This window comes from Burkholderia sp. Bp9140 (genome assembly GCF_003853425.1).
Lineage (GTDB): Bacteria > Pseudomonadota > Gammaproteobacteria > Burkholderiales > Burkholderiaceae > Burkholderia.
In genome coordinates this window covers 46520-71102 of the sequence record NZ_QTPQ01000007.1, presented here as the reverse complement: position 1 = coordinate 71102, position 24583 = coordinate 46520, and the positions used below count along the sequence as shown (strand labels likewise).

The following is a 24583-nucleotide window of genomic DNA, read 5'->3' as shown; positions in this document are numbered from 1 at the left end:
CCGAGAAGCGCCGTGCAATTTCGTTCATGTCAAATTGACCGGGCTTTGCCGCATCACTAGATTGAGCGGCGCGGAGTTCGCTCCGTGTTCCGTTGGAAGTGTTGCAGCAGAGTCAGAGCGTTGAGCGGGCGGCCAGGTGCCGCCCGTCTTTTTATGCGTGAATGCGGTATCGCCGGCACGACAATTGAAGCGGACGCCGCGGCGCCCCCGGCTTCGGGGGAAATGCCTTGCCGCAGGCGCCTGCCGGTCCGCCAGGCCCGCTCATCCGCGCCGCGCCACCAGCTCCGACACCGTTTGCGCCGCCTGCTGCAGCGGCCTGAGAAACTCCTTCACCATCTGCTTCGCGGTGTGCCGCTGCGCGTTGCCGCTGATGTTCATCGCGGCGATCACCTGCCCGCGCCGGTTGCGGATCGGCGCGGAGATCGACATCAATCCCACTTCGAGCTCCTGGTCGACCACGGCCCAGCCTTGCTGGCGCACCTGCGCGATCGTCGCCTTCAGTTCGCCGATGTCGGTGATCGTGCGCGGCGTGTGCGCGCGAATGCCGCTTTGCGCGAGCGTTTCGTCGAGCGCCGCGTCGTCGAGCGCCGACAGCAGCACGCGGCCCATCGACGTGCAGTACGCGGGCAGGCGGCTGCCGATCGACAAATTGATCGTCATGATCTTGTGGGTCGGCATGCGCAGCACGTAGACGATCTCGGTGCGATCGAGCACGGCGGCCGAGCAGCTTTCGTGGATCTGCGCGGACAGCTGCTCCATCACGGGTTCGGCGAGATTCCAGAACGGCATCGACGTGAGATACGCGAAGCCGAGCTCGAGAATCTTGGGCGTGAGCCGGAACAGCCGGCCGTCGGCCTCGACGTAGCCGAGCGTCTGCAGCGTCAGCAGGATCCGGCGCGCGCCCGCGCGCGTGAGCCCGGTGGCCGAGGCGACCTCGGTGAGCGTCTGCTCCGGGCGTTGGGCGTCGAACGCGCGGATCACCGCGAGGCCGCGCGCGAACGACTGCACATAGGAGTCGCCCGGTTTCGTCTGGATGTCTTCGGTTGTCATGAACGGTCGGATTGTCGTGCAGCCGAGAAGATAGCGCATGGGGCCCGACACGCCAACCGCACCGCGGACCGGGCGCTTGACAGGTCGTCCCCGCACTCCCTATGATGCGTTGAACGTTCGATACACGATCTTATGTTCGTATATAGAACATTTAAGCGCATCCCGGCGGGCAATGCAAGGGGCGCGTTTCATTCACTTCCCAGCCTTGCATGAGACCGGAGACACTGATGACCGAAGCTTTTCTGTGTGATGCGATTCGTACCCCGATCGGCCGTTACGGCGGCGCGCTGTCCGGCGTGCGCGCCGACGACCTCGGCGCGGTGCCGCTGAAGGCGCTCGTCGAGCGCAACCGCGACGTCGACTGGACGGCGATCGACGACGTGATCTACGGCTGCGCGAACCAGGCCGGCGAGGACAACCGCAACGTCGCGCGCATGTCCGCGCTGCTCGCGGGTTTGCCGGAGGGTGTGCCGGGTGCGACGATCAACCGCCTGTGCGGTTCCGGGATGGACGCGGTCGGCGTGGCCGCGCGCGCGATCAAGTCGGGCGAGGCCGCGCTGATGGTGGCTGGCGGCGTCGAAAGCATGACGCGCGCGCCGTTCGTGATGGGCAAGGCCGCCAGCGCGTTCGCGCGCCAGGCCGACATCCACGATACGACGATCGGCTGGCGCTTCGTCAATCCGCTGATGAAACAGCTGCACGGCGTCGATTCGATGCCCGAGACGGCCGAGAACGTCGCGGTCGATTACAACGTCAGCCGCGCCGACCAGGACCTGTTCGCGCTGCGCAGCCAGCAGAAGGCCGCGCGTGCGCAGCAGGACGGCACGCTCGCCGAGGAGATCGTGCCGGTCACGATCCCGCAGAAGAAAGGCGATCCGGTCGTCTTTTCGCGTGACGAGCATCCGCGCGAAACGTCGCTCGAGACGCTCGCGAAGCTGAAGGGCGTCGTGCGTCCGGACGGCTCGGTGACGGCCGGCAACGCATCGGGCGTCAACGACGGCGCCGCCGCGCTGCTGCTCGCGAACGAGGCCAGCGCGAAGCGCTTCGGCCTGACGCCGCGCGCACGCGTGCTCGGCATCGCGACGGCCGGCGTCGCGCCGCGCGTGATGGGCATCGGTCCGGCGCCGGCCACGCAGAAGCTGCTCGCGCGGCTCGGGATGACGATCGACCAGTTCGACGTGATCGAGCTGAACGAAGCGTTCGCGTCGCAGGGCCTCGCGGTGCTGCGCATGCTCGGCGTCGCCGACGACGATCCTCGCGTGAACCCGAACGGCGGCGCGATCGCGCTGGGTCACCCGCTCGGCGCGTCGGGCGCCCGCCTCGTGACGACCGCGATGTACCAGCTGCATCGCACCAACGGCCGCTTTGCGCTGTGCACGATGTGCATCGGCGTCGGCCAGGGCATCGCGATCGCGATCGAACGCGTCTGACGCGCGTCATGCGGCGAAGCGTGCGCGGGATGCGCACCGCTTCGCCGTGCTCCCTTCCGGACGAAGTGGCCGGCACGTGATCGTCGTGCCGGCCACTTCATCATTCAGCCTGCGAATGTCGCGCGAGGCGCGCGGCGAGCGCGTCGATCCCGGTGTTCGCGAATACCTCGACGCCATGCCGGCGCAGCAGCGCCGCCGTCACCCCGGCGCCCGCATGCCGTCTGCCGGCAAGACGCCCGTCGTAAATGAAGCTGCGTCCGCACGACGGACTGCCGTCCGCCAGGATCGCGTAGCGGCAGTCGTGCGCGCGCGAGCAGGCGCGCTGAACGTTCGGTGGTGGTGCGGCGTGTCATGCGGTTGTCTGCTTTGGGGCGCATTGCGTGCGGCGCGGCATTGGCGGCCATGCGCTTGCCACGCCGCTGCGAATGTCGCGCGTTTCCGTAAAACGCATCGACTCGCGATCGTGGAAAAGGGGGGCGGCCTGGCGGTGTCGATCGCCGCGATGCATAACCGCCGCCGGATGCCGGCGCGACCGGTTCAATGAATGCCGGGATTTTTTCATTGCGTTCGAATGCCGGTTGAATGAAGCCGATCAGGTTGAATCGTTTCGCCGTGTGCAACGACTTCCGGAATTGGTGCGTCTGGTGAATTTATCCAATCACGCATCGGGCCGCATCCGCAAAGCGCCGGACGCGATTATCACGGGATTATTTGATCGAAATCATCCCGGTGACGGAATTCGTCATTTTGTGCGCTTCCGGATTAAGGTTTTTCCGGAAATTGCCGACAGCAGGGACGAGACCGTCGTAAAGCGATAAACCGTTTTTCGGCTACTGAGCGTGATTTCCGCGCCGCGCGGATCCCGCATCCGGATCCGCCTTTCGGAGCCCTGCATGCGCAACAACCAGCCTGTCACCCAACAAGAATTCGAATTTCCCGATGACGTCACGCTGATGTCGACCACGGATGCCGACAGCATCATCACGTACGCGAACACGACGTTCGCGTACGTGAGCGGCTACTCGAACGACGAACTCGTCGGCCAGCCGCACAACGTCGTGCGGCATCCGGACATGCCGAAGGAGGCGTTCGCCGACATGTGGGCGACGCTGAAGAGCGGCGAACCGTGGACGGCGCTCGTGAAGAACCGCCGCAAGACCGGCGACCACTACTGGGTGCGCGCGAACGCGATACCCGTGACGCGCAACGGCGCGCCGCACGGCTACATGTCGGTGCGCACCAAGGCGCCGCCTGACGAGATCGCGGCCGCCGACGCGCTGTATCGTGCGTTCCGCGAAGGCAAGGCCGGCAACCGCCGTTTCCACAAGGGACTGATCGTGCGGACCGGCCTGATGCGCGTCGCGTCGCTGCCGCAGACGATGTCGGTGCGCGCCCGCGTGCATGCGGCGCTGTGCGTGCTGGCGCCGGCCGTCGCCGGCGCGGGCTGGGCATGCGGGCTGAGCGGCGGCGGGCTGGCGGCGTTCGCGGCCGCGACGGCCGGCGTGGCTGTGGCGGCCGGGCTGTGGCTCGATGCGCAGATCGTGCGCCCGCTGAATCAGTTACGCGACCAGGCGCTGAATGTCGCGACCGGCGAGAGCCGCACCGGCGTCGCGATGAACCGGGTCGACGAGATCGGCATGACGCTGCGCACGATCAACCAGCTCGGTCTGATGTTCCGCTGGCTCGTTGACGACGTCAGCGAACAGGTGCACAACGTGCAGCGCGCGAGCAACGAAATCGCGCAGGGCAACAACGACCTGAGCGCGCGCACCGAACAGGCTTCGACCAGCGTGCAGCAGACGGCCGCGTCGATGGCCGAGATGACGGCCACGGTGTCGAGCAATGCGGAGACGGCGCTGCAGGCGAACCAGTTGTCGGTGTCCGCGAGCGAGGCGGCCGAGCGCGGCGGGCAGGCGGTGAGCGAAGTCGTCACGACGATGAACGACATCACGGCGAGCTCGCGCAAGATTGCCGACATCATCGGCGTGATCGACGGGATCGCGTTCCAGACCAACATTCTTGCGCTGAACGCGGCGGTCGAGGCGGCGCGCGCGGGTGATCAGGGGCGCGGTTTCGCGGTGGTCGCGGGCGAGGTGCGCGCGCTCGCGCAGCGCAGCGCGAACGCGGCGAAGGAAATCAAGACGCTGATCGGCGCGAGCGTGGACCGGGTCGAATCGGGCGCACGGATCGTCGATGGTGCGGGCAGGACGATGGAGGACATCGTCACGCAGGTGAAGCGCGTGTCGGACCTGATCGCGGAGATCAGCTCGTCGACGGCCGAGCAGAGCACCGGTGTCGCGCAGGTCGACCAGGCGGTCGTGCATCTGGACAACATCACGCAGCAGAACGCGGCGCTGGTCGAGCAGAGCGCGGCGGCGTCCGAAAGCCTGAAGCAGCAGGCGACGCGGCTGGTGGATGCGGTGAATGTGTTTCGTTGAGCGCGGGGAAGGGAGGTGACGCGGGCACGGCGCGGAGAGACACCGGCCCGCACGTCACCTCCATGCGGGCGAAGATCAGATCAGCGCCGGTTGCAGCGGCGCACGATGCTCGCGAACCTTGACGATGCGATATTCGTTGCGGAGCCCCTCGTCGGTGATGATCTGCGTCTGACGCAGATCGACGACCAGTACGTCGCCCTTTCCGAAGCGCTCGCCGGCATCGACCTTCGCGAGAAACTGTTCGTCGTCCAGCGCGGCGAAGAACGCGAACGAGCCGTCGTGCACGCGCCACTTGTTGCCGTCCTTGAACACGACGGATTCGAGCAGCAGCACCTTGTGCGCGATCGTATCCGTGACCACTTCCCCGGGATCGTCACTCATCGAGAACGCATCAAGTTCATCGTTCTCGATCGCGAGCTCGACTGCGTCACCGCGAACGATGCCGAAGCTCGAGATGCCTTCGCGTTCGAGCGGGGACAGCACTTTCTGCAGGCTGACGCGGACCGCCCGGTTCTGGTAGAGCCGATAGATGGCTTCCTCGACGATGAAGGATTCCCGTTCCGATATCCAGACCCGGGTATGCGTTCGCTCGGGCTCGGTGCGCTGCGGCTTGCGCCCGCGCAGCGTGCGAATGAGGCCGATCAGGCCGCCGCCTCCAACGATGCCGAGTGCGGCGAGGATCGCCAGCGCGTTGCTGAACGCATTGGCACTCGGCCCTGCGAACAGGTCGCGGATCTGGCTCGCGAGCGACTGGACGAAGATCAGCTCGGAGTGGAACGAACCGGCCTTGAAGCTGCCCCGAACCTCAAGTCGAACCTCGGTGTTCTCGCCATTGAGCTCCTTGTTGGCGGACGTGAAGAGGTCGGCGATCGCGATCAGCGCCGGCGCGAGGTCACGTACGTCCATCCGATGCTCGGCGAGCGCCGGCCCGTCGTAGATGACGTTGAACGGCTGGTGGTTGCTCGTGCCGCCGGCGCTTCGCGGCGGCGGGAGCATTCGGCGATTGGCGGTACTCACGATCATGAGCGCGCTCCGCGGTTCGCAGGGTCGATGATGCACCGCGGGCCTCGGTGGAGCCCGGGGCGAGTGCGACGACGCGGCCGAGGGACGCTGCACACGGGCCGTGCGCGAACCGCGCAGTTGGGTGAAGTGTTCATGGGCGAGCAAACGGGATCGAGGCGGAACGCTCAATCTAGCGGTTTGCTGGCGAACGAGAAATGAGACTTGAACGAAATCGGGTGGGGTATGCCGTTCGGCAGAGGCCGGCCTTGCGGTCACGGTCGCGTGCGCGGAGCATGCGGACATCGAGCGGACCGAGGTAGCGCAAGGTGACGCGGGCACGGCGGAGAGAGGCACCGGCCCGCGTCGTGACCGCCCGGTTCCGGCCGGGCGGTCAGGGCCTGTCACCGAAGCGCCAGGCCCCGAACCGTCAGACGGCGAGGCAGAGGTACTTGATCACGACGTAGTCGTCGATGCCGTAGTGCGAGCCTTCGCGGCCGAGGCCCGACTGCTTGACGCCGCCGAACGGCGCGACTTCGTTCGAGATCAGGCCCGTGTTCACGCCGACCATCCCGTACTCGAGCGCCTCGGCAACCTTCCACACGCGGCCGATGTCGCGGCTGTAGAAGTACGCGGCGAGACCGAACTCGGTGTCGTTCGCGAGGCGGATCACCTCGTCGTCGCTGCCGAACTTGAACAGCGGCGCGAGCGGCCCGAACGTCTCTTCCTTCGCGACCTTCATCGCCGGCGTGACGCCCGTCAGCACGGTCGGCTCGAAGAAGCCGTGGCCGAGCGCATGGCGCTTGCCGCCCGTCACGATGGTCGCGCCCTTCGCGAGCGCGTCCTCGATGTGCGCCTCGACCTTCAGCACGGCCGCTTCGTTGATCAGCGGACCCTGCGTGACGCCCGGCTCCGTGCCGCGCCCGACCTTCAGCTGGCCGACCGCCGCCGCGAGCTTCTGCGCGAACTGGTCGTACACGGCTTCGTGCACGTAGAAACGGTTCGTGCACACGCAGGTCTGGCCGCTGTTGCGGTACTTCGACGCGATCGCGCCCTGCACGGCCGCATCGAGATCGGCATCGTCGAACACGATGAACGGCGCGTTGCCGCCGAGCTCCAGCGACACCTTCTTGACCGTCGCCGCGCATTGCGACATCAGCAGGCGGCCGACCGGCGTCGAGCCGGTGAACGACAGCTTGCGCACGATCGGGTTCGACGTCAGTTCGCCGCCGATCGCCTTCGGGTCGCCCGTGACGACGCTGAACACGCCGGCCGGCACGCCCGCGCGCTCGGCCAGCACGGCCATCGCGAGTGCAGAGAACGGCGTCGCTTCGGCCGGCTTCACGACGATCGGGCAGCCTGCCGCGAGCGCCGGGCCGACCTTGCGGGTGATCATCGCCGCCGGGAAGTTCCACGGCGTGATCGCCGCGCACACGCCGATCGCTTCCTTCGTCACGACGATGCGCTTGTCGCTCGCCGGCGTCGGGATCGTGTCGCCGTACACGCGCTTGCCTTCTTCCGCGAACCACTCGAGGAACGATGCCGCGTAGCCGATCTCGCCCTTCGCCTCGGCCAGCGACTTGCCCTGCTCGGTGGTCAGGATCAGCGCGAGGTCGTCGGCGTTGTCCATCATCAGGTCGTGCCACTTGCGCAGGATCGCCGCGCGTTCCTTCGCGGTCTTCTTGCGCCACGCCGGCCATGCGGCGTTCGCGGCCTCGATCGCGTGACGCGTCTCGGCCGTGCCCATCGCCGGCACGGTGCCGAGCAGGCCGCCGGTTGCCGGGTTGCGGACGTCGAACGACTCGCCGTTCGCCGCGCCTTGCCATTCGCCGTTGACGTACGCCTGCTGGCGGAACAACGACGGGTCTTTCAGTGCCAGGGTTTCCTGAACGGTGCTCATATGAATCACCTGCTTTGAAAATGGACGGATGAAGCGGCCGCCGCCGTCGTGAAGACGGCGGCGGCGCATTCAATTCATTTCGACGGAAACTCAGGCCGGCACGCCGACCGTTTCCTTCAGCACTTCCTCGAGGATCACGAGCGCTTCGTCGAACACGGCTTGCGGGACCGTCAGCGGGAACAGGAAGCGCACGACGTTCGAGTGCACGCCGCACACGAGCAGCAGCAGCCCGCGCTCGAGCGCACGCGCCTGCACGCGCTTCGTGAACTCGGCATCCGGCTCGCCCGAACCCGGCTTCAGGAACTCGACCGCGATCATCGCGCCCGGGCCGCGCACGTCGGCGATCTGCGGCACGTCGGCCTGCAGCGCATTCAGCTTCGCCTTCAGCACGTCGCCGAGTTGCGTCGCGCGCTCGCACAGCTTCTCTTCGTCGATGATCTCGAGCACCGCGTGTGCCGACGCGACGGCCAGCGGGTTGCCCGCGTAGGTGCCGCCGAGGCCGCCGGGCGCCGCCGCGTCCATCACGTCCGCACGGCCGACGACGCCCGACAGCGGCATGCCGCCCGCGAGGCTCTTCGCCATCGTGATCAGGTCGGCCGACACGTCGTAGTGCTGCATCGCGAACAGCTTGCCGGTACGCGCGAAGCCCGTCTGCACTTCGTCGGCGATCAGCAGGATGCCGTGCTCGTTACAGATCTTGCGCAGTGCGCGCACGAATTCGGCCGGCGCCGGATTGAAGCCGCCTTCGCCCTGGACCGGTTCGAAGATGATCGCGGCGACGCGCTTCGGATCGATGTCGGCCTTGAACAGCATCTCGATCGCCTTGATCGAGTCGGCCGTCGTCACGCCGTGCACGGCGTTCGGGTACGGCGCGTGGAACACGTCGCCCGGGAACGGGCCGAAGTTCAGCTTGTACGGGGCGACCTTGCCGGTCAGCGCCATGCCCATCATCGTGCGGCCGTGGAAGCCGCCCGAGAACGCGATGACGCCCGGACGGCCGGTTGCGGCGCGGGCGATCTTGATCGCGTTTTCAACGGCTTCGGCGCCGGTCGTGAAGAACGCCGTCTTCTTCTGGAAGTCGCCCGGCGCGCGTGCGTTGATCTTTTCCGCCAGCTCGACGTACGACGCGTACGGGACGATCTGGTAAGCGGTGTGCGTGAAGCTGTTCAGCTGGTCCGCGATCGCCTTGACGATCTTCGGGTGGCGGTGGCCCGTGTTCAGCACCGCGATGCCGGCGGCGAAATCGATGAAGCGGCGGCCTTCGACATCCCACAGCTCCGCGTTCTCGGCGCGGGCTGCGTAGAAATCGCACATCACGCCGACGCCGCGCGGGGTGGCGGCGTTCTTGCGGGCCTGCAGGTCGGCATTCTTCACGGTCATCTCCTTGATGTTCTGTCCGGTGGGATAAAAATCGGCCGCATTGGCAGCCCATGGAGGCGACTATAATCACATTTGGCTCTGACAATCAGAGCCATTTCAATAAATATTCAGGAGCCAATCATGCGCGCAAGCGTGTTGTCGGACTGGCTGGCGCAGCGCCTCGTGCGCGGCGGCGAACAGCCGATCTACCGGCAGCTGCACCGCCTGCTGCAGCAGGCGATCCTGTCGCGCGAGCTGCCGGCCGGCACGCGCGTGCCGTCGTCGCGGCTGCTCGCGGCCGAGCTCGGGATCGCCCGCAACACGGTCACGCAGGTTTACGAACAGCTTGCGCTCGAAGGCTATGTGAACTCGGCGACGGGGCGCGGCACGTTCGTCGCCGACAGCGCGCCGGACGAGATCGTCGGCACGCCGTCCGACCCGGCCGCCGGCCCGGCGGTGGTGCCGTCTTCCGCGCGGCGGCTGTCCGCGCGCGGCACGCGGCTCGTCGAAGGCGCGGGCGTGTCGAAGCGCCAGGGCGGCGCGTTCATGCCCGGCGTGCCCGATGTGTCACGCTTTCCGGCGCGCGTGTGGACGCGGCTGCACAACAAGTACTGGCGGCGCCTGCGCCCCGATCTTCTGACCTACGCGCCGGGCGGCGGGCTCGCGCTGCTGCGCGAGGCGCTCGCCGATTACCTGCGCACGTCGCGCTCGGTGCGCTGCACGCCCGAGCAGATCGTGATCACGACCGGGATCCACCAGTCGATCGACCTCGCGGTGCGGCTCCTGACCGATCCGGGCGACGCGATCTGGACCGAGGATCCGTGCTACTGGGGCGTGCGCAGCGTGTTGAACGTGTCGGGGCTGACGACGCGGCCGATTCCGGTCGACGACGAGGGGATCGCGCCATCGGCCGCCGATCTCGCCGAGCCGCCGAAGCTGATGCTCGTCACGCCGTCGCACCAGTATCCGCTCGGGATGGTGATGAGCCTCGCGCGGCGCCGGATGCTGCTCGAATACGCGCGCCAGCACGGCTGCTGGATCATCGAGGACGACTACGACAGCGAATTCCGCTACGGCAGCCGGCCGCTCGCGTCGCTGCAGGGGCTCGATACGGCCGGGCAGGTGATCTATGTCGGCAGCTTCGGCAAGACGCTGTTCCCGGGGCTGCGGGTCGGGTATCTGGTCGCGCCGGAGCCGCTCGCGGAGAGCTTCGCGACCGCGAGCGCCGAGCTGTATCGCGAGGGCCAGCTGCTGCAGCAGGCGGTGCTCGCCGAGTTCATCGCGGAAGGGCACTTCGTGTCGCATATCCGCAAGATGCGCACGCTGTACGGGCAGCGCCGCGAGGTGCTGCTCGACGCGGTCGCGCGCCGTTACGGCGACACGCTGCAGGCGCTCGGCAGCGATGCGGGGCTGCATCTCGTCACGCGGCTGCCGGATGGTGTCGACGATCGCGCGGTCGCGCAGGCCGCGCTCGAGCGCAACATCGTCGTGCGGCCGCTGTCCGGCTACTACGCGGAGCGCGAACGCGCGGCGTCGGGCTTGCTGCTCGGCTATGCGTGCGTGCCGGAGGACGAGATCGCGACGGCGTTCGCGACGCTCGCCGAGGCGATCGACGAGCGCGCGTTCGACCAGGCCGTCGCGACGGCTTGACGGGACGGGGGCGACGGCGTGACCGCGACGCGATGCGGGCAGTCGCCAGGGAAACGGATGATCGGCTCCGCAATGCGGGCGCCGGGCATTCGCGTGCGTTACAGCCGGATCAACGCGGCCCCCGCGACCACCAGCGCGCATGCGACGAGCCGCTGCGCGCCGGGCCGCTCGCGCATCACGAACCAGCCGATCGCGACCGCGAAGATCGAGCTCGTCTCGCGCAGCGCCGACACGGTCGCGACCGGCAGGTGCCGGTACGCGAGGATCACGATCCCGTACGCGGCGAGCGAGATCGTGCCGGCGATTGCACCCTGGTTGAGCGCCGTGCGCGAACCAAGCACCCTGCGCGGGCCGCCGCGCACCGCGCAGACCAGCACGAGCTGCGGCACGCTCCACAGCAGGTACACCCACGCGATGTAGCCGAGCGCGCTGCCGGACACGCGCGAGCCGATCCCGTCGCAGAGCGAATACGCGGCAATGAACACGCCGGTGAGCAGCGCATACGGCACGCCTTCCGCGGAGAACCGGAAGCCGCGCCGCAGCGCGAGCGACATGATCCCGAACGACACCAGCGCGATGCCCGCGAAGCCGAACGGCGTCGGCTGCTCGTGCAGCATCGCCAGCGCGAGCACCGACACGAGCAGCGGCGATATCCCGCGCGCGATCGGATAGATCTGTCCGAACTCGCCGCTGCGGTACGCACGCGCGAGCGTGAAGCAGTATGCGACCTCGAGCGCGGCCGACGCGGCGATGTACGGCCACGCGGCGGGCGCCGGCGCGGGCAGCAGTGCGGCGCCGGCCGCGCCGAACGCGAGATACGGCAGCGACATCGTGCCGAGCTGGACGAGCCGGTCCTCGCTGACATGCAGGAACGCGTTCCAGATCGCATGCAGCAGGGCGGAGCACAGCACGAGGCCGATGAAGAGGTGATCCATCGATGAAGGCGCGGGTGAAGGCGGGAGCGGGCAAGCGCCGTCAATTATGTGGGTATCGGGCGCATTCGCGCGGAATTGTCGATAATGGAACGTTGCTATTCACCGGATGCCGACGATGACCGAAGCCACCCTCACCCCGCCCGCCGTTCCGCGCCTCACGAGCCTGTCGCACGGGGGCGGCTGCGGCTGCAAGATCGCGCCGGGCGTGCTGTCCGAGCTGCTGAAGCGGGCGACGCCGCCGGCGCTGTTCCCGGATCTGCTGGTCGGTACCGAGACCTCCGACGACGCGGCCGTCTACCGGCTGAACGACGAGCAGGCGATCGTCGCGACGACGGACTTCTTCATGCCGATCGTCGACGATCCGTTCGACTTCGGCCGCATCGCGGCCACCAACGCGCTGTCGGACGTCTACGCGATGGGCGGCAAGCCGATCCTCGCGCTCGCGCTGGTCGGCATGCCGATCAACGTGCTGCCGCACGAAACGATCGCGGCCGTGCTGCGCGGCGGCGAAGCGGTGTGCGCGGATGCCGGCATTCCGGTCGCGGGCGGCCATTCGATCGATTCGGTCGAGCCGATCTACGGGCTCGCGGCGATCGGCGTCGTGCATCCGTCGCGCGTGAAGCGCAACGCGGCCGCGCGCGCGGGCGACGTGCTCGTGCTCGGCAAGCCGCTCGGCGTCGGCGTGCTGTCGGCCGCGCTGAAGAAGAACCAGCTGGACGATGCCGGCTACGCGCAGATGGTCGCGACGACCACCAAGCTGAACCGGCCGGGCGCCGAACTCGCCGCGCTGCCGGGCGTGCATGCGCTGACCGACGTCACGGGCTTCGGGCTGCTCGGTCACACGCTCGAGCTCGCGCGCGGCGCGAACCTCACCGCACGCGTGCATTACGCGTCGCTGCCGTGGCTGGCGGGCGTCGAGGCGTTCGTCGCCGATGGCGTGTTTACCGGCGCATCGGGGCGCAACTGGGCCGCCTACGGCTCCGACGTGCGGCTCGCCGATGGCCTGCCACCTGTCGCGCAGGCGCTCCTGACCGATCCGCAGACGTCCGGCGGCCTGCTGGTCGCGTGCGCGCCGGATGCGGTCGACGATGTCCTCGCGTGCTTCCGCGCCGACGGGTTCGACCGCGCGGTCGTGATCGGCGAGATGGTGGACGGGCCTTCGCGCGTCGACGTCGCCTGACGCGTTTTTTCTCGCGCCGGATCGTTGCCGGTCGCTGGAATCGATGCCTTCCGTCGAAGGCATCCGCGACCGATGCACGATTTCCTGTTCGGGCCGACGATCGCGAACCAGGCGATGCGCGTCGTGGTCCGCATCGAGTCATTCGCGTCGTCGGCGGTGCGTGTGCCGACATCGGCGCGTATGTCGGTAAATCAAATAGTATTCCTGATGGTGTAGCGCGACGCGCATGCCGATGCCGCCGCGTCGCGCATTTCATGCGTACCACCGGCGTACTCGAACGCCGTCCCGGCCGTTTCGTAGTCGGGTTCCGCATCGCGCACGCGCGTTCTATACTCCCTCGCGCAGTCTCCGACAGCCGTTCTCACTCAACATCTCCGAAACAAGGAACGCCGATGCTGACTCGCTCCATCCTTTCCGCAGCTGCATTCTCGCTTGCCGCCTGTGCGACCGCGCCGTCGATCGCACAGGACAACCAGGGCAGCAACGCGGGCAATACGGCATTCGCCGAGACCGGTGCACAGGGCCGCCCGGTCAAGGTCATGATCATCACGATGTTCGGTCCCGAGGGCCAGGCATGGCTCGACCGGCTCGGCCCGTGGCGCGACATCACCGTGCCCGGCCTGTCGCCCGACTATCCGGCCGTTCACTGCAACCAGCAGGACGTGTGCGTGGTGACGACCGGCATGGGCTACGCGAACGCATCGGCGACGATCATGGCGCTCACGTTCTCGCAGCGCTTCGACCTGCGCCGCACGTACTTCCTCGTGTCCGGCATCGCGGGCGTCGACCCCGCGCAAGGCACGGTCGGTTCCGCGGCGTGGTCGAAATACCTCGTCGACTTCAGCCTGCAATGGGAGCTCGACGCGCGCGAAATTCCGGCCGGCTGGAACACGGGCTTTCTCGGCATCAATACGAAGAGCCCGAACGACAAGCCGCCGCTCGACTACCGCACCGAAGTGTTCCAGCTCAACCCGCAGCTGACCGATGCCGCGTATGCGCTGTCGCGCAACATCGTGCTCGCCGACAGCGCGCAGGCCCAGGCCGCACGCGCGAAGTTCACGTATGCGCCGGCGAACCGGCCGCCGACGGTGATCCAGTGCGACACGTCATCAGGCAACACGTGGTTCTCGGGCACGCTGATCGGCGAGCGAGCGCGCCAGTGGACGAAGATCCTGACCGACGGCAAGGGCACGTACTGCATGACCGCGCAGGAAGACAACGCGACGTATGAAGCGCTCAAGCGCGCGGCGAGCGTGAAGCGGGTCGACCTGTCGCGCGTCGCGGTGCTGCGCACGGGGTCCGATTTCGACCGGCCGTATGTGGGGCAGACGAGTGCCGACAACCTGCTGAACTACGCGGACCAGGGCGGCTTCGCCCCGGCGACCGAGAACCTGTATCGCGCGGGCAATCCGCTCGTGCAGGACATCGTCACGCACTGGGGCGAATGGCGCGACGGTGTGCCGCGCCGTTGACGGCCGAGCGTCTTCAGCCGGACGTCGACGCGCAGGTCAATGCGATTGCAGCGCGGAACGGAACGGCGTCCACACCGGCGTGGTGTCGTCCCAATGATCGAGCGGCGAAGGAAGTTGATCGTTCATCACAGGCTCCTGCAACTAACTGACTAATCGAATATTCGACGGCGGTATCACGACGCCGCGCACCGGATCATCCGTTGCGCGGCGTCGCACGTTTACCGGCCTGCGCCTGCGAGCTGGTTGCCTTCCGGCGTCGGGCGATACGGGCCTTGCGCGAGTTCGAGCCCTTGCGGATACGAATTCGCCTTGCGCAGCCACGCCAGCGTGCCGTCGCGGCGGGCCTGCTCGACTTCCGCGCTGACTTCGGCGCGGGTGCGCGGGCCGTTGTTGTGCTGCGTGTACCACGACGTGTTGCCGTAGTCGCCGGCGTGCGGGGTGGTCGTATCGGCGAACGCCGGTGCGGACACGGCGAGTGCGAGGGCGACGGCGGAGAGAAGGTGGCGGCGGTTCATGACGTAACTCCTGTGTTGGTCGGAGTTGGCGCATGAGCGCTCGCTCCGGTCCCGTCAAACGGGGCTGTTCGATGCGCAACGAGGTGCGCGACAGGGTTTACTCTAGGTGTCTGTTCCGTCGCGATAAATGCGGCTGACGCGAATTGAATAGTCGCGATCGAGGAACAATCGCCATCCGTAACGTCGGCAGGGTTATTCGAATCGCGCGCGAAGCCGCTTCCGGCGGGGCTCACGGCGATGTGGCGCGCAGCGCGGCGACGCGCACCGACGATTGCCGCGCGTGGCGCAAAGGTGTGATGCGGATTCGGGAAAGACGCTGTGCGCGGAGGCGCAGGTGGCACGGCGGTGACACCGGCACGGCGCGAAGGCGGGACGGCGCGCGGGCCGGACAGCCCGCGCGCCGCGGTTCAGACGATTACGCGACCCACTCGTTGATGACCGGCGTGTCGAGCGCCGGCGCGCGCTCGGCTTCCTCGAACGTGCGCTTGCTGCATGTCGCGTCGAGGCTGCCCTTGCCGCTCAGCAGCGGGCAGCGGTCGAACACTTCGGCGATCCAGTCGACGAACACGCGCACCTTCGGCGACAGGTGCCGGCTGTGCGGGTACACGACCGAGATCGGCATCGGCAGCGGCTTGATGCCCGGCAGCACTTCCTTGAGCCGGCCTTCGCGCAGGTGCGGCAGCACCATGAACAGCGGCGGCTGGATCAGCCCGAAGCCCTCGACGCCGCAGGTCACGTACGCATCCGCATCGTTGACCGACACGATGCTGTTCATCTTGATCTCGGTTTCCTTGCCGTCGATCAGGAACGACCAGTCGATCGTGCGGCCCGTGCGGCTCGAGAAATAGTTGACGGCCTTGTGGTCGTTCAGATCCTCGATCGTCTGCGGCTCGCCGTGATGTTCGAGATACGACGGCGCGGCCACCGTCACGCCTTCGAACAGGCCGACGCGGCGCGCGACGAGCGACGAGTCCTGCAGCGCACCGACGCGGATCACGCAGTCGACGCCCTCCTGCAGCAGGTCGACCGGGCGGTCGGACAGGCCGAGCTGCAGGTCGATGTCCGGATAGCGCGTGTGGAATTCGCACAGCGACGGAATCACGAGCAGCCGCCCGATCGAGCCCGGCATGTCGATACGCAACTTTCCGTGCGGCTTCCGGTTGTTGTTCTGGAAGCTTGCTTCGGTTTCCTCGACATCGGCGAGGATCCGCACGCACCGTTCGTAGTACGCGGCGCCGTCCGGCGTGAGCGACAGCCGGCGCGTGGTCCGGTGCATCAGGCGCACGCCGAGGAATGCTTCGAGATTCTGGATGATCGTCGTGACGGACGCCCGCGGCAGGCTGAGCGTTTCTGCTGCCTTGGTGAAGCTGCTTGTATCGACGACGCGAGTAAACACCTGCATGGCCTGAAGCCGGTCCATCACAACCTCCGCAATCTAATGAGCCCGCGAACAACAAGGCTGCGCTACCTCGTGGGTGAACGCAGCCTGGGATTGTTCGGGGGCGTTGAATTGTGTTGCCGGATTATAGGCATTTATCCCGATGTCTGCCGGATCCAGAATTCGTTCCATCTCGAAATGGATGCTGCATCGTCATGGACGCTTCTGAATTCAGCAAATTCCTGAAAGCCGCATTGCCCGCCGAAGCCAGAGCCGGCGCGGCACTGACGGTCGCGGAGGTCGAAATCCCCGGCCACGCGCAGGACATCGCGCTGCGCCTCTATCGGCGCGCGGACAAGACCGGACTGCCGGTAGTGCTTTACTTCCACGGCGGCGGTTTCGTGCGCGGCACGCTCGACGACGCCGACTTCGCCGCGCGCTTTTTAGCAGAACGCTTACCAGCTCTCGTAGTGTCGGTCGATTATTCGCTCGCGCCGGCCTTTCCGTTTCCGGCCGCGCCGGAGGATGCGTATCGCGCGGCCGTGTGGGCCGCGACGCGCGCCCGCGCGTTCGGCGGCAATCCGAAGAAGATCGGCGTCGCGGGGCACGATGCGGGCGGCCAGCTCGCGAACTGCCTCGCGTTCATCGCACGCGATCGCGGCGAAGTGTCGATCGCCGCGCAGGCGCTGTTCGGGCCAATGCTCGACCCGAGCATGACGCGCATCGGCGACGCCGAACGCCTGTCATCCGACATCACCGCGCGCGAATGCGCGGCCTGTTATCGCGCTTATCTGCCCCAGGCGGCGCAGCGCATGCACCCGTATGCGGCGCCGCTCGAATCGGCGCGTCTCGCGGGCCTGCCGCCGACGCTCGTCGTCACCGCGCAGAACGACGTGCTGCACGTCGAAGCGGAGAAATACGCGGGCTGCCTGATCTCGTCGGGCGTGCTCACGCAGGTGATCCGCTACCCGGACGTCACGCACGCGGCGCTCGCCACGCACGAGGCCGCGCTCGAGGAAGCCGTGCGCTTCTTCCAGTGCCGCTTCCAGGCGCGTCAACCGAATCGCAACGAATAACCAATCCAATCCACGCTTACTGGAGATCTACATGGCCATCCTACGCACTTCCCGCTCCCGGATCGCGACCGCGGCGATCGTGACGCTCGCCGTCGTCGGCCTCGGCACGTTCGGCGCGATGCGCGTCAGCGCGAACGCGCCCGAGAAAGCGGCGGCGCCGTTGCCCGAAGTCGATGTCGCGACCGTCGTGCCGCAGACCGTGACCGACTGGCAAAGCTATTCGGGCCGCCTTGAAGCGGTCGAGAAGGTCGACGTGCGCCCGCAGGTGTCGGGCACGATCGTCGCGGTGAACTTCAAGGACGGCGCGCTCGTGAAGAAAGGCGACGTGCTGTTCGTGATCGATCCGCGCCCGTATCAGGCCGAAGCCGACCGTGCGGCCGCGCAGCTTGCGGCCGCGCAGGCACGCAACGGCTACGCGCAGAGCGACTGGCAGCGCGCGCAGCGGCTGATCGGCGACAACGCGATCGCGAAGCGCGACTACGACGAGAAGCAGAACGCCGCGCGCGAGGCGAGCGCGAACCTGAAGGCGGCCGACGCCGCGCTGGAAACGGCACGCATCAACCTCGGCTATACGCGGATCACGGCGCCCGTATCGGGCCGCGTGTCGCGCGCCGAAATCACGCTCGGCAACGTCGTATCGGCCGGCGCATCGGCCGCGCCGCTCACCACGCTCGTGTCGGTGTCGCCGATCTACGCATCGTTCGACGCGGACGAGCAGACCTACCTGCAATACATCAACGGCGCGCGCAGCGGCCGCAAGGTGCCGGTCGAGCTCGGCCTCGCGAACGAAACCGGCTACTCGCGCAGCGGCGAGATCGACTCGGTCGACAACCGCCTCGACACGTCGTCGGGCACGATCCGCGTGCGTGCGCGCTTCGACAACGCGGACGGCGCACTCGTCCCCGGCCTGTATGCACGCGTGAAGGTCGGCGGCAGCGCGCCGCACCCGGCGCTGCTCGTCGACGACGCGGCGATCAACACCGACCAGGACAAGAAATTCGTGTTCGTCGTCGACCAGCAGGGCCGCGTGTCGTACCGCGAAGTGCAGCAGGGCATGCAGCACGGCAACCAGCGCGTGATCGTGAGCGGTCTCGCCGCCGGCGATCGCGTGGTCGTGAACGGCACGCAGCGCGTGCGCCCCGGCGAACAGGTGAAGCCGCACATGGTCCCGATGACGGGCGGCGGCGATGCCGCATCGGCGCCCGCCGCGCCGCTCGCGAGCAACGCGAAGCCGGCCGCGTCGTCGAAGGCGGATTCGTAAGCGGCGCGCCGCTTCGCTTCCGCGTTCAACCAGACAGAGCAACCCATGAACATATCCAAATTCTTTATCGACCGGCCGATCTTCGCAGGGGTGCTATCGGTGATCATCCTGCTGGGCGGGGTGATCGCGATGTTCCTGCTGCCGATTTCGGAGTATCCGGAAGTCGTGCCGCCTTCGGTGATCGTGAAGGCGCAGTACCCGGGCGCGAACCCGAAGGTGATCGCCGAGACGGTCGCATCGCCGCTCGAGGAGCAGATCAACGGCGTCGAGGACATGCTCTACATGCAGTCGCAGGCGAACAGCGACGGCAACATGACGATCACCGTCACGTTCAAGCTCGGCACCGATCCGGACAAGGCCACGCAGCTCGTGCAGAACCGCGTGAACCAGGCGCTGCCGCGCCTGCCGGAAGACGTGCAGCGGCTCGGCATCACCACGGTGAAGAGCTCGCCGACGCTGACGATGGTTGTCCACCTGATCTCGCCGGACAACCGCTACGACATGACCTACCTGCGCAACTACGCGCTGATCAACGTGAAGGATCGCCTGTCGCGGATCCAGGGCGTCGGCCAGGTGCAGCTGTGGGGTTCGGGCGACTACGCGATGCGCGTGTGGCTCGATCCGCAGAAGGTCGCGCAGCGCGGGCTGTCGGCCGAGGACGTCGTGCAGGCGATCCGCGAGCAGAACGTGCAGGTCGCGGCCGGCGTGATCGGCGCGTCGCCGTCGCTGCCCGGCACGCCGCTGCAGCTGTCGGTGAATGCGCGCGGCCGCCTGCAGACGGAAGACGAGTTCGGCGACATCGTCGTGAAGACCACGCCGGACGGCGGCGTCACGCACCTGCGCGACATCGCGCGGATCGAGCTCGACGCGTCCGAGTACGGGCTGCGCTCGCTGCTCGACAACAAGCCGGCCGTCGCGATGGCGATCAACCAGTCGCCGGGCGCGAACTCGCTGCAGATCTCCGACGAAGTGCGCAAGACGATGGCCGAGCTGAAGCAGGACATGCCGGCGGGCGTCGACTACAAGATCGTCTATGACCCGACGCAGTTCGTGCGTTCGTCGATCAAGGCCGTGGTGCACACGCTGCTCGAAGCGATCGCGCTGGTCGTGATCGTCGTGATCGTGTTCCTGCAGACCTGGCGCGCGTCGATCATTCCGCTGATCGCGGTGCCGGTGTCGATCGTCGGCACGTTCTCGCTGCTGCTCGGCTTCGGCTACTCGATCAACGCGTTGTCGCTGTTCGGGATGGTGCTCGCGATCGGTATCGTGGTCGACGATGCGATCGTGGTCGTCGAGAACGTCGAGCGCAACATCGAAAGCGGGATGAACGCGCGGCAGGCGACCTACAAGGCGATGCAGGAAGTGAGCGGGCCGATCATCGCGATCGCGCTGACGCTCGTCGCCGTGTTCGTGCCGCTCGCGTTCATGTCGGGCCTGACCGGCCAGTTCTACAAGCAGTTCGCGATGACGATCGCGATCTCGACGGTGATCTCGGCGTTCAACTCGCTGACGCTGTCGCCGGCGCTGTCCGCGATCCTGCTGAAGGGTCACGGCGACAAGGAGGACTGGCTCACGCGCGTGATGAATCGCGTGCTCGGCGGCTTCTTCAAGCGCTTCAACAAGGTGTTCCACCGCGGTGCGGAGAACTACGGCCGCGGCGTGCGCGGCGTGCTGTCGCGCAAGACGCTGATGCTCGGCGTGTACCTCGTGCTGGTGGGCGCGACCGTGCTCGTGTCGAAGGTCGTGCCGGGCGGCTTCGTGCCCGCGCAGGACAAGGAATACCTGATCGCGTTCGCGCAGCTGCCGAACGGCGCGTCGCTCGACCGCACCGAGAAGGTGATTCGCGACATGGGCTCGATCGCGCTGAAGCAGCCGGGCGTCGAGAGCGCGGTCGCGTTCCCGGGGCTGTCGGTGAACGGCTTCACCAACAGCTCGAGCGCGGGCATCGTGTTCGTCACGCTGAAGCCGTTCTCGGAACGGCACGGCAAGGCGCTGTCGGCCGGTGCGATCGCCGGTGCGCTGAACCAGCAGTACGGTGCGATCAAGGACTCGTTCGTCGCGGTGTTCCCGCCGCCGCCGGTGCTCGGCCTCGGCACGCTCGGCGGGTTCAAGATGCAGATCGAGGATCGCGGCGCGGTCGGTTACGCGAAGCTGTCGGACGCGACCAACGACTTCATCAAGCGCGCGCAGCAGGCGCCGGAACTGGGCCCGTTGTTCACGAGCTACCAGATCAACGTGCCGCAGCTCAACGTCGATCTCGACCGCGTGAAGGCGAAGCAGTTGGGCGTGCCGGTCACCGACGTGTTCAACACGATGCAGGTGTATCTCGGCTCGCTATACGTGAACGACTTCAACCGCTTCGGGCGCGTGTACCAGGTGCGCGTGCAGGCCGACGCGCCGTTCCGGCAGCGCGCGGACGACATCCTGCAGCTGAAGACGCGCAACGACAAGGGCGAGATGGTGCCGCTGTCGTCGCTCGTCACGGTGACGCCGACATTCGGCCCGGAAATGGTCGTGCGCTACAACGGCTACACGGCGGCCGACATCAACGGCGGCCCGGCGCCGGGCTTCTCGTCGGGTCAGGCGCAGGCCGCGGTCGAGCGCATCGCGCATGAAACGCTGCCGCGCGGCGTGCGGTTCGAATGGACCGACCTCACGTACCAGCAGATCCTCGCGGGCGATTCGGCGATGTGGGTGTTCCCGATCAGCGTGCTGCTCGTGTTCCTCGTGCTCGCCGCGCTGTATGAAAGCCTGACGCTGCCGCTCGCGGTGATCCTGATCGTGCCGATGAGCATTCTGTCGGCGTTGACGGGCGTATGGCTCACGCAGGGCGACAACAACATCTTCACGCAGATCGGCTTGATGGTGCTGGTGGGGCTGTCGGCGAAGAACGCGATCCTGATCGTCGAATTCGCGCGCGAACTCGAGCATGACGGCAGGACGCCGCTCGAGGCCGCGATCGAGGCGAGCCGCCTGCGGCTGCGCCCGATCCTGATGACGTCGATCGCGTTCATCATGGGCGTCGTGCCGCTCGTCACGTCGACGGGCGCGGGCTCCGAGATGCGGCATGCGATGGGTATCGCGGTGTTCTTCGGGATGCTCGGCGTGACGCTGTTCGGGCTGATGCTGACGCCGGTGTTCTATGTCGTGCTGCGCACGCTGGCGGGCGGCAAGATCCACGTCGCCGGCAAGGACTCGGCCGGCTATGGCGCGTCGGCTACGGGCGTACCGGCTACGGGCGTGCCGGCTACGGATGCTTGAGGATAGGAAGATGGACAACATGCACAACTCGAATGGCCTGATGCGCTTCGCGAAGGTGGCGGCCGCGAGCACCCTGCTCGCGACGCTGCTCGCCGCGTGCGCGGTGGGGCCCGACTACAAGCGCCCGGATGTGTCGACACCCGCGGCGTTCAAGGAAGCGCCGACGCTCGCGGCCGGCGAACAGGCCGGCACGTGGAAGACCGCCGAACCGGCGGACGGCGAGCATCGCGGCGAATGGTGGAAGGTGTTCGGCGATCCGGTGCTCGACGCGCTCGAAGCGCAGGCACTCGCCGCGAACCAGAACCTGAAGGCCGCGGCCGCACGTGTCGAGGAAGCGCGTGCGGCGACCCGCACCGCGCGCTCGCAGTGGTTCCCGCAAATCGGCGCCGGGTTCGGGCCGACGCGCGAGGGGCTGTCGTCGGCGTCGCAGTTCCAGCCGCAGGGCACGGGCCCGACCAACGCGACGCTGTGGCGCGCGCAGGGCACGGTGTCCTACGAGGCCGACCTGTTCGGCCGCGTCGGCCGCAACGTCGAGGCGTCGCGTGCCGACCAAGCGCAGAGCGAAGCGCTGTTCCGCTCGGTGCAGCTCGCGCTGCAGGCGGACGTCGCGCAGAACTACTTCGAACTGCGCCAGCTCGACTCGGACCAGGACCTGTACCGCCGCACGGTCGAACTGCGCGACCAGGCGCTGAAGCTCGTGCAGCGCCGCTTCAACGAAGGCGACATCAGCGAGCTCGACGTGTCGCGCGCGAAGAACGAACTGGCGAGCGCGCAGGCCGATGCGGTCGGCGTCGCGCGCCGGCGCGCGGCGTCCGAGCATGCGCTCGCGATCCTGCTCGGCAAGGCGCCCGCGGACTTCGCGTTCAAGGAGACGCCGATCGTGCCGGTCGCGGCGAAGATCCCCGCGGGCCTGCCGTCCGCGCTGCTCGAACGCCGCCCGGACGTGTCGGCGGCCGAGCGCGCGATGGCGGCCGCGAATGCGCGGATCGGTCTCGCGAAGTCGGCGTACTTCCCGAAGCTCGATATCACGGGCGCGTTCGGGTATGAGGCGTCGACGCTCGGCAACCTGTTCCTGTGGTCGAGCCGCACGTTCCTGCTCGGGCCGTTCGCCGGCACCGCGCTGACGCTGCCGCTGTTCGACGGCGGGCGGCGTGCGGCCGGCGTGCAGCAGGCGCGCGCGCAGTACGACGAGCAGGTCGCGAACTACCGGCAGCAGGTGCTCGTCGCGTTCCGCGAGGTCGAGGACAACCTCGCCGATCTGCGCCTGCTCGACGACCAGATTCGCGCGCAGGATGCGGCGGTCAATGCGTCGCGCCGTGCGGCGACGCTGTCGCGTACGCAGTATCAGGAAGGCGAAGTGGCCTATCTCGACGTGATCGACAGCGAGCGGTCGGTGCTGCAGTCGCAATTGCAGGCGAACCAGCTGACCGGTGCGCAGGCCGTATCGACGGTCAACCTGATCCGGGCGCTGGGCGGCGGGTGGGGGCCGGCGCCGGCGCCGGCTGCGGTTGGCGACGCGGCGACCGGCAAGGCAGAGGTGGCTGCGCGCTGAGCGTGAGCGGCGGGCGATTCGGGCAATTCGTTGCCCGGCCGTCGGCCGCGAATCGAAGAACCCCGGCATGCAGGCTCAGGCCTGCGTGACCGGGGTTTTTTCATGGTGCGTCGAGCTGATATCGCAACTAACGGTCAAACTCGCCCGGCACCGGCGGGCGGAGCGTGCGGCCGTGTCCCGCCGCACGCCCGATCAAGCTAGGTGGCCTTCAGCCCGCAGCGCCCGCACCAGTTCGCCGGCCGCCTTGCCGAGCCCCGTGTGCTTCGGCCGGCGCAGGTAGACGGGCAGTGGCAGCCCGTTGCGGATGTTCGCGAACACGAGCGGCGCGAGCTCGCCGGCGGCGACATGCCGGCCGATCAGCGATTCGGGAAAATTCGCCCAGCCATGCCCGGCCTTCACGAGCGCGATCGCGGTCGCCATGTCGGTCACCTTCCACGTGCGGTTGCCGATCACCGGGCGCACGTCGGTGAGCGGTCGCCCGGGATCGGCGATCACGATCTGCCGGAACCCCGACAACCGCTCGATCGCCTCGGGCTGCGCGGCTTCGGCGATCGACGGATGACCGGGCGCGGCGACGGCAATCAGCGTCTCGGTCCACAGCGCGTGGATCTGTTCCTGCGGATGAAGATCGAGCCCGCCGTACGCGACGCAGAGATCGACGGCGCCGCGATGCAGGGCGTCGACGATCGCGTCCTGCGGCGCGGTGACGATGCTGATCGCGAGCGCCGGATACTTCGCGGCCACGGCCGTCAGCGCGCGCGCAACGGGTGCGCCGTCGAGCTCGGCCGCGAGACCGAGCCGCAGCGTGTCCTCGACGCCTTCCGACAGATGCTGCGCATGCGCGCGCAGCGCCTGCAGCCGTTCGGCGATCGATCGCGCGTCGGGCAGCAGCGCGGCCATCGCGGCGGTCGGCGTCGGCTCGCGCGTGCCGCGATCGAACAGCACGAGGTCGAGTTCGGCCTCGAGGTTCGCGATCGCCATGCTGACGGCCGACGGCGTGCGGCCCAGTGCACGCGCGGCTGCCGAGAACGAGCCTTTGTCGATGACGGTCAGCAGCATGTCGATGTGGTCGCTGGTCAGCACGTGCGGCCTCCTGTCAGAAAAATTGAAAGGATCTGACTTTTGCG

18 protein-coding genes and 1 pseudogene are annotated in these 24583 nt (G+C 67.7%); 10 read left to right on the top strand and 9 right to left on the bottom strand.

Going from position 1 to position 24583, the window contains the following annotated elements:
• Positions 1-261: 261 nt before the first annotated feature.
• Positions 262-1050, bottom strand: a complete 789-nt coding sequence (locus DIE21_RS08085; protein ID WP_185642740.1) for an IclR family transcriptional regulator — start codon at positions 1048-1050, stop codon at positions 262-264.
• Positions 1051-1277: 227 nt separating this feature from the next.
• Here DIE21_RS08085 and pcaF point away from each other — a divergent pair, with 227 nt between their 5' ends.
• Positions 1278-2480: a 3-oxoadipyl-CoA thiolase gene (gene pcaF / locus DIE21_RS08080; RefSeq protein WP_124497201.1), complete on the top strand. Its 1203-nt coding sequence runs from the start codon at positions 1278-1280 to the stop codon at positions 2478-2480.
• A 100-nt stretch (positions 2481-2580) separates the two neighbouring features.
• On the opposite strand, the pseudogene DIE21_RS08075 reads toward pcaF, so the two are convergent.
• Positions 2581-2799 (bottom strand): annotated as a pseudogene (locus tag DIE21_RS08075) (DUF523 domain-containing protein); the annotation flags it as partial.
• Positions 2800-3058: 259 nt separating this feature from the next.
• On the opposite strand from DIE21_RS08075, the gene DIE21_RS08070 reads away from it, so the two are divergent.
• Complete coding sequence (locus tag DIE21_RS08070) at positions 3059-3298, top strand: hypothetical protein (RefSeq protein ID WP_124497200.1); 240 nt, start codon at positions 3059-3061, stop codon at positions 3296-3298.
• A gap of 75 nt (positions 3299-3373) precedes the next feature.
• A complete protein-coding gene (locus tag DIE21_RS08065; protein WP_124497199.1) occupies positions 3374-4918 on the top strand; it encodes a PAS domain-containing methyl-accepting chemotaxis protein in 1545 nt (514 codons plus the stop codon).
• Positions 4919-4993: 75 nt separating this feature from the next.
• Here DIE21_RS08065 and DIE21_RS08060 read toward each other — a convergent pair whose 3' ends face one another.
• The 3 genes from DIE21_RS08060 to DIE21_RS08050 all read right to left on the bottom strand — a co-directional run bounded on the left by DIE21_RS08060 (position 4994) and on the right by DIE21_RS08050 (position 9191).
• Complete coding sequence (locus DIE21_RS08060) at positions 4994-6085, bottom strand: hypothetical protein (protein WP_260432345.1); 1092 nt, start codon at positions 6083-6085, stop codon at positions 4994-4996.
• A 262-nt stretch (positions 6086-6347) separates the two neighbouring features.
• Positions 6348-7817 (bottom strand): NADP-dependent succinate-semialdehyde dehydrogenase, encoded by a 1470-nt coding sequence (gene gabD, locus DIE21_RS08055; protein ID WP_124497198.1) that lies wholly within the window; start codon positions 7815-7817, stop codon positions 6348-6350.
• Positions 7818-7907: 90 nt separating this feature from the next.
• Positions 7908-9191, bottom strand: a complete 1284-nt coding sequence (locus tag DIE21_RS08050; protein ID WP_124497197.1) for a 4-aminobutyrate--2-oxoglutarate transaminase — start codon at positions 9189-9191, stop codon at positions 7908-7910.
• Between the two features lie 126 nt (positions 9192-9317).
• Here DIE21_RS08050 and DIE21_RS08045 point away from each other — a divergent pair, with 126 nt between their 5' ends.
• The gene (locus DIE21_RS08045) at positions 9318-10826 is read left to right on the top strand and encodes a PLP-dependent aminotransferase family protein (protein ID WP_124497196.1); all 1509 of its coding nucleotides are present in this window, start codon (positions 9318-9320) and stop codon (positions 10824-10826) included.
• Positions 10827-10924: 98 nt separating this feature from the next.
• On the opposite strand, the gene DIE21_RS08040 is transcribed toward DIE21_RS08045, so the two are convergent.
• Positions 10925-11761, bottom strand: coding sequence for a DMT family transporter (locus tag DIE21_RS08040; RefSeq protein WP_124497195.1), 837 nt, complete (start codon positions 11759-11761; stop codon positions 10925-10927).
• Between the two features lie 115 nt (positions 11762-11876).
• Here DIE21_RS08040 and selD point away from each other — a divergent pair, with 115 nt between their 5' ends.
• Together selD and DIE21_RS08030 are read left to right on the top strand one after the other, a co-directional pair.
• Positions 11877-12941, top strand: a complete 1065-nt coding sequence (gene selD / locus DIE21_RS08035; protein WP_124497194.1) for a selenide, water dikinase SelD — start codon at positions 11877-11879, stop codon at positions 12939-12941.
• A gap of 392 nt (positions 12942-13333) precedes the next feature.
• Positions 13334-14413 carry a purine nucleoside permease gene (locus DIE21_RS08030; RefSeq protein WP_124497193.1) on the top strand — a complete coding sequence of 360 codons (1080 nt, stop codon included), beginning with the start codon at positions 13334-13336 and terminating at the stop codon, positions 14411-14413.
• 218 nt (positions 14414-14631) lie between these two features.
• On the opposite strand, the gene DIE21_RS08025 is transcribed toward DIE21_RS08030, so the two are convergent.
• Complete coding sequence (locus tag DIE21_RS08025) at positions 14632-14928, bottom strand: DUF4148 domain-containing protein (protein WP_124497192.1); 297 nt, start codon at positions 14926-14928, stop codon at positions 14632-14634.
• Positions 14929-15343: 415 nt separating this feature from the next.
• Positions 15344-16348 carry a putative multidrug efflux transcriptional regulator CeoR gene (gene ceoR / locus DIE21_RS08020; protein ID WP_124497191.1) on the bottom strand — a complete coding sequence of 335 codons (1005 nt, stop codon included), beginning with the start codon at positions 16346-16348 and terminating at the stop codon, positions 15344-15346.
• 173 nt (positions 16349-16521) lie between these two features.
• Here ceoR and DIE21_RS08015 point away from each other — a divergent pair, with 173 nt between their 5' ends.
• The 4 genes from DIE21_RS08015 to opcM are packed head-to-tail and all read left to right on the top strand — an operon-like array spanning position 16522 to position 23456.
• The gene (locus tag DIE21_RS08015; protein WP_124497190.1) at positions 16522-17382 is read left to right on the top strand and encodes an alpha/beta hydrolase; all 861 of its coding nucleotides are present in this window, start codon (positions 16522-16524) and stop codon (positions 17380-17382) included.
• A gap of 31 nt (positions 17383-17413) precedes the next feature.
• Entirely contained in the window at positions 17414-18643 is a 1230-nt protein-coding gene (gene ceoA / locus DIE21_RS08010; RefSeq protein WP_124497189.1) for a multidrug efflux RND transporter periplasmic adaptor subunit CeoA, read from the top strand.
• A 45-nt stretch (positions 18644-18688) separates the two neighbouring features.
• The gene (gene ceoB, locus DIE21_RS08005) at positions 18689-21904 is read left to right on the top strand and encodes a multidrug efflux RND transporter permease subunit CeoB (RefSeq protein ID WP_124497188.1); all 3216 of its coding nucleotides are present in this window, start codon (positions 18689-18691) and stop codon (positions 21902-21904) included.
• Between the two features lie 10 nt (positions 21905-21914).
• Complete coding sequence (gene opcM, locus DIE21_RS08000; RefSeq protein ID WP_124497187.1) at positions 21915-23456, top strand: multidrug efflux transporter outer membrane subunit OpcM; 1542 nt, start codon at positions 21915-21917, stop codon at positions 23454-23456.
• Positions 23457-23648: 192 nt separating this feature from the next.
• Here the strand turns inward: opcM and DIE21_RS07995 are convergent, their stop codons facing one another.
• Positions 23649-24539: a LysR family transcriptional regulator gene (locus DIE21_RS07995; RefSeq protein WP_124497186.1), complete on the bottom strand. Its 891-nt coding sequence runs from the start codon at positions 24537-24539 to the stop codon at positions 23649-23651.
• Between the last annotated feature and the right edge of the window lie 44 nt (positions 24540-24583).